The organism is Paracoccus sp. C2R09 (assembly GCF_018860625.1).
Lineage (GTDB): Bacteria > Pseudomonadota > Alphaproteobacteria > Rhodobacterales > Rhodobacteraceae > Paracoccus.
Genome location: NZ_JAHKQB010000022.1, coordinates 1 through 7,747 on the forward strand (window position 1 = coordinate 1; position 7,747 = coordinate 7,747).

Genomic DNA, 7,747 nt, shown 5'->3' on the forward strand with positions numbered 1-7,747 from the left:
TCGTTAATTTTCAAAGCCAGAAGATGACAGTTGCGGCGAGAGCGACGGCGGACAGAAAGACCTTCGGGCACCTGTCGTAACGGGTCGCAACGCGGCGCCAGTCCTTGAGCCTGCCGAACATGATCTCGATACGATTGCGCCGCTTGTAGCGGCGTTTGTCGTATTTGGCGGGCTTGCCTCGGGACTTCCGGCCAGGAATGCAGGGCGTGATGCCCTTGTCCTGCAAGGCTTCACGATACCAGTCGGCGTCGTAGCCCCGATCGGCCAATAGCCATTCGGCCTCGGGCAGATTGCTCAGCAGAGCCGCCGCGCCGGTGTAGTCGCTGACCTGGCCGGCTGTCATGAAGAACTTGATTGGGCGGCCGTTCGCGTCCGTGACGGCATGCAACTTGGTGTTCATGCCCCCCTTCGTCCGTCCAATCAGCCTGCCACGCCCCCCTTTTTCAACCGCAGGCTCGAAGCTGTGCGGTGCGCCTTGAGATACTTGCGCAGGCTCACTCGAACGCATGGCGTTCGCCTGCTCACATCGATCATCACTGTCTTCCGGTCGGCGGCTTCGGAAGCAAGTCCCTCCATCATCCGGGCGAAAACACCCATGTCGCTCCAGCGCTTCCATCGGTTGTAGAGGGTCTTCGGTGGACCATATTCCGGCGGCGCCTCGGACCAACGCAAGCCATTACGATTGATGAAGATTATCCCGCTCAAGACCCGCCGATCATCGACCCTCGGCTTGCCATGGCTCTTTGGAAAGAACGGCCGCAGCCGCGACATCTGCTCGTCGCTCAACCAGAAAAGATTGCTCATCATGCCCCTCCCATCAGTTCGGGAGCGTGAATCACGCCGGCAAGGTGGTCGCAAGCCGATTAATGGGTCCTGACCCTAAGAGGGGCTGGACGCGATGAGAGGTTTCTGGCTGGCCTGTTTCCAGGGGCCGGCGCAGACGAAGCTGCTCACTCGAAAAACGGGGCATCTGCAGTTGGGGGCTTCTGCCGCTTTAGCTTGCTTCTAGAATTACCGTCAATGGCAACCGAGGCATTTCCCGGGAGGAGAGATGATCCTACGATCACCGTCGAAGGTTCCGCGCCCGTTCCGAACTGTCTGTTTCGCGAACCCTTGGGTCAATTCGGCATGTTCGTAAAGAACTACTTAGCACGGATCCCGCAACATGCTCGTCCGCCTATAGTATCATTTTGCAACATATGCGTCCGTCCATATTAGCGGTGTAGTCAAGGGCTGTATTTCGGCGGCACCCTGATCTGGAACATTCCGAAGCCAATTTTCCGTATCGGGATTTGGTCGCGTCACATGGCTGAACTCACGGCATAACTCTCTTTGACACGGGTTCAGAAGAAGGCGTTCAGGGGTCCCAAACCGCCATTTCGCCTGATGAGTATTTTAAATGTTGCCTTGGTATAGTTCAATTTAACCTGTTAAAATTTGGCCAAAGAACTTGCATTGGATGCCCAGATTTCCAGTATCTGGAGCACTGTACGGCTGAGCGAGGGCAAGGATCATGGACGTTGGTAGAGGCGCCAGGGTGACCAAGTCAGATGGTGAAGCAACGGCGCAGCGGGGATACAGCAAGCTGCCCTACCTCATACGGGATGAGATCGAGGATTTGCACCTCTCATTGATCGAGCGGGCGAAGGATCTGGTTGCCGAGTGCCATGCGTTCCTCGATGCGGAGTACAAGGAACGCAGGTTTCAGACGCTGCCGATGACCATGTCCGCCCGCCAACGAAAAGACCGTTTTGGGCCAGTGATCGTCTGGGTTCGCATTAGTTTGACAAAGCGCAAGCTGCAGAACGGGTCATTCAACAGGTTCACCACCGAGATCCCGGGACGGCGCTATCACATGTATCCTCGCTCCACTTTCCGCTCCTTCAGGGATGCCGATATCATCGAGAGGCTTGTCAATTTCGAGAGCCGTGCTGCGGTCATTCGACGTCAGACGAGTCATTGGAACAGCATCATCCGATCTTCGAAATCCATCATCGACGATTGGGAGAACGGCCGATGAAAGGTGTTTTCTCCCGGTTCTTCGCGACGGGGAATGTCCCCCGGAACAGTGAGGAACAGGTGTCGGAACCTCTGCATCGCATGCCATCAAGTGACGATCATCCGGACAATATTATCGCTACGCCCAGACCGGAAACACTCCCGCCAGACATCCTTCACCCAGACAAGCAAGGCATCGAATTTATCAGCGCTGAGCAGCTTCTGCATGGCAATCTGAGTGTCATCGAGCAGGTTCTCGACAGCTTCACCGACAAGAAGTTCATTGAGGATTTCGACAAGCGCATCGTCGATTTCATCCGCCGCACAGCCTATTGGATGGGCCCGCTCCCTGCCTCGCGCAACAGCCATCACAACACTCGCGGGGGCCTCTTTGCTCATTCCCTGGCGGTGGGGTTGGCGTCTTTGAACATGGGCATGTCGCGCAATGTCACTCTCGGATCGACGCCGCGCAACCGTGATGCAGATAATCTCGCATGGCAGCTAATCACCTTCATCGGCGGAATGCTTCACGACATCGGTAAGATTCATGGCATCGGGCGCGTCCATGCCTATGCCGTCAAGCCTGACCCGGACAGGGCGGGTCGCTTCATCTCGCAATCGGCACCGACATACTCGACGGTCTGGGAGCCGACCGTCCAGTCATTCGAGAGCTGGGCAAAAAACAACCGGGTCCTCAGCTATTACATCGACTTCGATATCAAGGATCTGTTTCCGCCCCAGGATTACACGCAGAGATACCTTCTGGCACTTGTTCCGCGACCCGTGCTCGCATTTATCTACTACTCGAACCCATTCATCCGCCAGCAGTTCGAAGACTTCATCCGCAATCCGAACGCTCCAGCCAAGACGCCGATCTTTGCGGTCGTGCAGGATGCCGACCATATCGACGTGGCGCGTGCACAGGATCCGCGCCGTCTGCCCGGATCGCTGGAGCTCGGCACATTGCTCATGAGGCGCTTCTCGGAGTTCTCAGCCGAGATGACTTGGAACCTGCCTAGTTCGCCTTTCCTCTATGCGCATACCCAAAAGAGGGTAGGGGAGGAGCTGCGCTACTACGGCTTGCCATATTTCGTAGCCTCCGAGGTGAATGTCCTACAGTTCGAAGAATACGTGATGACGCGTCCCATGTTCGGGATCTCGATCGACACTTCGCGTTTCACCGAGATCGTCTTCAATGCCCTTGAGACGCAGCAGGTCATGCACAGGACCATCGAGGGCCTGCTGCCTGCACAGATGCCGGACCCAGACCTGGCCGAGACGATCCCGGCTTCGACGGCGCTTCTGCGCTTCCGGCCGCGGCAGGCCAAGAGCATCAGCCTTGGCAAGAACGCGAATGAAGATGCGCTGATCTCCCTGAATGTCATCCCGCTCAAGCTCCGTGTTCCACCCATGGTCATGATCGACGCACCTACGCTGTCATTCACGGAGACGCCTTCACCCGGTTCCGCGGCTGTCCTTTCGGTGAGCTGCGAGACGGATGGATTGCAGCCCATCGATCATAGTTTGCGCCATGATCCGACCTACATGGACAGCTTCAAGCGCGCGCTCGCGGAAGCCGAGCGCGAGGGTCGATCCGTAGCCGAATACCCGGACATGTCGCCGGAAGAGCAGGCCGAGATCAAAACGATGGCGGCGACGGTCAAGGAAAAGGTCGAACGCTCCAAGGCACAGCAGCAAAAAGCCGGCACCGCCCGGGGCGGCGGCCGCAAAGCCGTCTCTCTGGCTGCTTTGCGTGACGCTGAAAACATGCCGCCTCCCGCTCCCGATGCATCCGGGCCGGCGGTTCCCGAACCTCGAGCCAAGGAGGCTCTCGCCCAGCCGTGCGCGCCCGTAAGTGCATCTCCCGAGGATCCCGCTTGGCTCAGGATGTTCCACGAGATCGCGAAGGCGGCAGAGGGCGACCATGGTTTTGACGATCGGGAAGCATGGGCGGCCGTCTGGCTCTATTTGCGGGATAATCCGCAGAACACCGCATCCGCGATTACGCTTGGGAGCGGCTATCACGGGATCAGAGCCGCAACCCTCAGCTTGAACCTTCGTGCTGAGATCGGCACGGCCCTGCGAGCTGCAGGGCTCCATATCCGGCTGCTCAACATTTTTTGGAGAAGCGAGGGGATCACGTCCGAGCATCCTCGCTTCGGACAGTGGTTCGAGCTGGCCACCGATGAAAAGTTCCGGCCCGTCTTCCGGCTCAATGCGAAAGCCTGCGCGCGGATCAAGGCCATGGATGCAGCATCGGGTGAGCTTTCCGGATGAGGATCACCTATGATACCGCTTTCCGGCCCAACTACGAGCTGATGCTGGCGCTCAACTGGCTCATCTGCGGAATTCTCTGCGCGCTCGTCCTGATCTTCTCGCTGGAGTTCCCCCTGCAGCTGGTCGCGACGATGACGGGGGGCTTTTTCGCGATCGCTCTCTACCAGGGCGCCTTCGCGCGAAAGCGCTTCGACCGCCTGCAGAAGCTCCAGCGACAAGAGCGGAATTTCCTGACCTTGGAGGAGATCGCCGAGTTCACCCGAGATGATGGCCTGTTCCTTGGGCGAGGGTTCGATTGGACCATCTCGCATGCGCAACAAATCTCCGATCTTTATCTCGATCCCGAATTGCTTGCCTCGATCAAGGCGCGGCAACAGGGGGCCACTTTCCTGCATGGCGTGGGCGCGGGGGATGAAGCGCCGATCTACTTCGCGGATGACGAGAGCAGGGGGCATGTGCATATCATCGGATCGACAGGCACTGGCAAGACGCGCCTCATCGACCTCATCGCCACCCAATGCGCCCTGCGCGGTGAGCCTCTGCTGGTCATCGACCCCAAGGGAGATCAGGAGCTGAAGAACAATATCGAGGCTGTCTACGCCCGTCTGGGGCGGCAGCGCGATTTCACGTTCTTCCACCCCGCCTATATCGACGAAAGTGCAGCGATCAATCCGCTGGCTTCTCGTCAACGTAGCTCTGAACTGGCCTCCCGCCTTGCCGCTGTCATTCCGTCCTCGGCCAGCGGCGACGTGTTCAAGTCCTTCTCGCAAAACGCGCTGAACGGCATCTTCTTTGCCGTCGAGATGTCCAAGACCAATCCGACGATCATGGATGTCCAGCGCGCGCTCTCCGAAGGGTTCGCGCCGCTCTGCATCCGCGCCCTGGAGGGCTGGGCCTACGACAACGCGCTGCTGCCCGATATCCGGGATGCCATGAGCCGCGCCCAGCCTCGCGGCGGTATCGAGAAGAAGGCGGAGCTTGCTGCCCTGTTCTATCAGAATGTGAGCAGCCGGGACCGGACGCTGGACAGTGCAGAGATGAACAACTTGATCTCGCTGCTGCTGCACGACCGCGACCACTTCAGGAAGATGGTCTCATCGCTTGTACCGGTCGTGGGCAAGCTCTGTGCGGGTCCGCTCGCAACGCTGTTCTCGCCAGACCGCGAAGCAGGGCGCATGCCCAAATCGGGACGCGTGATCTCGCTCAGCCAGGTCGTGGACAACCGGGGCGCCTGCTATATTGGCCTCGATACCCTGTCCGATCAGGATGTCGGCCGCGCGATCGGTCAGATGATCATGGCCGATATCGCCTCCCTGATCGGCAAGAAGTACAATTTTGGCCGCGATGGGGGCTTCATCAACGTCATCGTGGACGAAGCCTCCGAGGTCGCCAACGAGCAGCTGATCCAGCTTCTCAACAAGAGCCGCGGTGCAGGGGTGCGCATGTTCGTCGCGACCCAGACCCTTTCGGATTACGAGGCGCGCACCGGAAGCAAGGCGATGGCAAACATGCTGATCGGGAACATGAACAGCACGATCATGCTGCGCACCATCGACCCCGATACGCAGAAGGCCCTGGCCGAGCGGCTGCCCGAGGTTCCCATCCAATACGTGATGAAGACGACCGGATCCTCCATGGGGGAGAAGTCCCATACCGGTGCATTCGCCGTGAATCATGGCGAGCGTCTGATGAAGGAAGACAAACCCATCGTTGCACCCCAGAGCCTCGGAGACCTTTCCGATCTGGAGTTCTTCGCGGTCTTCGCCCGCGGCAATCTGGTCAAGGGGCGGCTGCCAATCCTCATTGCACCCGATGACAGCGGCCACCTGCCCGAACCGACGCATTTCTCGGAGCAGCTTTTCGAGGACCCCATCTCTACCGATCCGTTCTTCGCCCCGGACAACCGACAGAGCATGATCGTAGCGGACACGGCCGGGAAAGCCGGCGTGGGCATCGACGGGAGTAAGGTGGAAAGGCCGGAGATCATCATTCCCGAGGCACGAGACGAAGCACCGCACCGGCCTCAGCGCAAGCGCTTCATGCCGCTCATCAACTGGGTCGACGTGCTGCCCGGGTTTCGACCGGAAGATCCGCTCGTCGAGACGAGGCCCGATCCCTATGCCGACCTGATCAGCCGCCATGAGCCCTATCCGGGCGATGAACATTCCATTCTCGACGACCATCCACCATCAGATGAAGAAGATAGGATGGACACGCTTTTTGATGATCAGACCTGTTAATGATATTGCGCCACCGCAACCTCTCTTGTTATCTCGATGGCAATCATCAGGATGCGGGGAGAGTATATGCAGGCTGCGCCGCCGGCCGACAGGGAGATATTCGGGGCAGGAGGCTACCGCGCCTACGCAAACGCTCTCCACCGACATCCGATCTCCTGCCATTCGTCGATCGGGAAGGCGGACAGCCGGGTGTCTGCCCTGGCTGTCTGCAACTGCGGGCTGCTTCGCACGGCACGAGATGCCGGCCATGATCCGCAATGCAGCCTCGATACCGCCCGCAATGCCATTCTCCGGGACCATGACCGACTTTGTGGGATCGAACATGTTATCGTGCAAGCGCTTGGTGATGAGGAACTGGACCTGCTTTTTGCATCTCTTTGCGTGACAAAGCGTGATCTGCGACATGCCATGCGGTCCCATCGCGCCCGACATCATCCGCATTTCCGGTTGACTGCTTCGACGCTGCTTGCTCTGCAGCAATCCGGTCCCCATACCGCAATGCTCGTCTCGACAATCTCTCAGGCGGCGGCTCTGGACGCAACCGATGCCTGAGCAACAGACGAGCTATGACAAGCTGTTTCCGACGCAGATCTTCTTCTTCGTCGCCCTTGTCATGCTCATAAACATGGCGATCGTCACGCTGGCCTATTCGTTCCTCTGGGAGGAGCCATTTGCGCGCGTGCTGCAGCGGGAGCAAGCCTATCTCGAACGGACATTGAGCGTGGATGCGACGACATCTGCAAAATTTACCGGTGATAGCCTTTATGACGCAATGCTTGTTGATACCGGCATCGAGCGAATGGTCTATGGAAGCTTCGACAGCAATGCCGGCGATATCGCCAGCCAGGTGCTCGGTCAGACGCAAGCCGCGGGCCGGATCCTCGACAACCTGTTCGACTACATTCTGCTTCTCTGCCACCGCTTCAGCTTTTCCCTGATGACACTTGCCTATATCGCCTTCCTGATCACCGCCATCTTCGTCCATGCCGTGATCATTCGGCACAGGAAGCGCTACGAGTTCGGTGATACGCCCTTGCTCATGAATCTTTGGGCGAGGTCAAGCTTGAGCTACGCGATCCCGTTGACCTTCCTCATATGGTCGCTCCCCTTCGCACTCCATCCGCTCGTGCTGATTGCCAGCATCGTGGCCTGCGTCTGCGGGTTGCTGTTCTGGGCTTTCTCGATGCCAAAGATCGCCTGATGCCGAGAAGACATGACCTGCCCCCTGCGGG

The 7,747-nt window shown here is 58.7% G+C and carries 6 protein-coding genes; 4 read left to right on the forward strand and 2 right to left on the reverse strand.

Features of this window, described 5'->3' with window-relative positions; genetic code table 11:
• Nucleotides 1-10: 10 nt before the first annotated feature.
• Nucleotides 11-804, reverse strand: a protein-coding gene (locus tag KO490_RS08070) for an IS5 family transposase (protein WP_216018909.1) whose coding sequence is annotated in 2 segments (ribosomal slippage) — nucleotides 11-447 and nucleotides 447-804 — 795 coding nt in all. Because the reading frame shifts where the segments join, the coding sequence is not laid out codon by codon here.
• A gap of 733 nt (nucleotides 805-1,537) precedes the next feature.
• On the opposite strand from KO490_RS08070, the gene mobI reads away from it, so the two are divergent.
• From mobI to traD, 3 genes are read left to right on the forward strand one after another with little or no spacing between them, the layout of a single operon-like run.
• On the forward strand, nucleotides 1,538-2,020 hold the full coding sequence (mobI, locus tag KO490_RS08075; protein ID WP_216018904.1) for a conjugative transfer protein MobI(A/C): 483 nt from the start codon (nucleotides 1,538-1,540) through the stop codon (nucleotides 2,018-2,020).
• Entirely contained in the window at nucleotides 2,017-4,275 is a 2,259-nt protein-coding gene (locus KO490_RS08080; protein ID WP_216018905.1) for a TraI domain-containing protein, read from the forward strand. The genes mobI and KO490_RS08080 overlap by 4 nt, the downstream gene beginning before the upstream one ends.
• Nucleotides 4,272-6,515: a conjugative transfer system coupling protein TraD gene (gene traD / locus KO490_RS08085; protein ID WP_216018906.1), complete on the forward strand. Its 2,244-nt coding sequence runs from the start codon at nucleotides 4,272-4,274 to the stop codon at nucleotides 6,513-6,515. Before KO490_RS08080 ends, traD begins: the two co-directional genes overlap by 4 nt.
• On the opposite strand, the gene KO490_RS08090 is transcribed toward traD, so the two are convergent.
• Nucleotides 6,465-6,995 carry a hypothetical protein gene (locus KO490_RS08090; RefSeq protein ID WP_216018907.1) on the reverse strand — a complete coding sequence of 177 codons (531 nt, stop codon included), beginning with the start codon at nucleotides 6,993-6,995 and terminating at the stop codon, nucleotides 6,465-6,467. The genes traD and KO490_RS08090 overlap by 51 nt on opposite strands.
• Before the next feature lie 64 nt (nucleotides 6,996-7,059).
• On the opposite strand from KO490_RS08090, the gene KO490_RS08095 reads away from it, so the two are divergent.
• Complete coding sequence (locus KO490_RS08095) at nucleotides 7,060-7,716, forward strand: DUF4400 domain-containing protein (RefSeq protein ID WP_216018908.1); 657 nt, start codon at nucleotides 7,060-7,062, stop codon at nucleotides 7,714-7,716.
• Nucleotides 7,717-7,747: the final 31 nt, after the last annotated feature.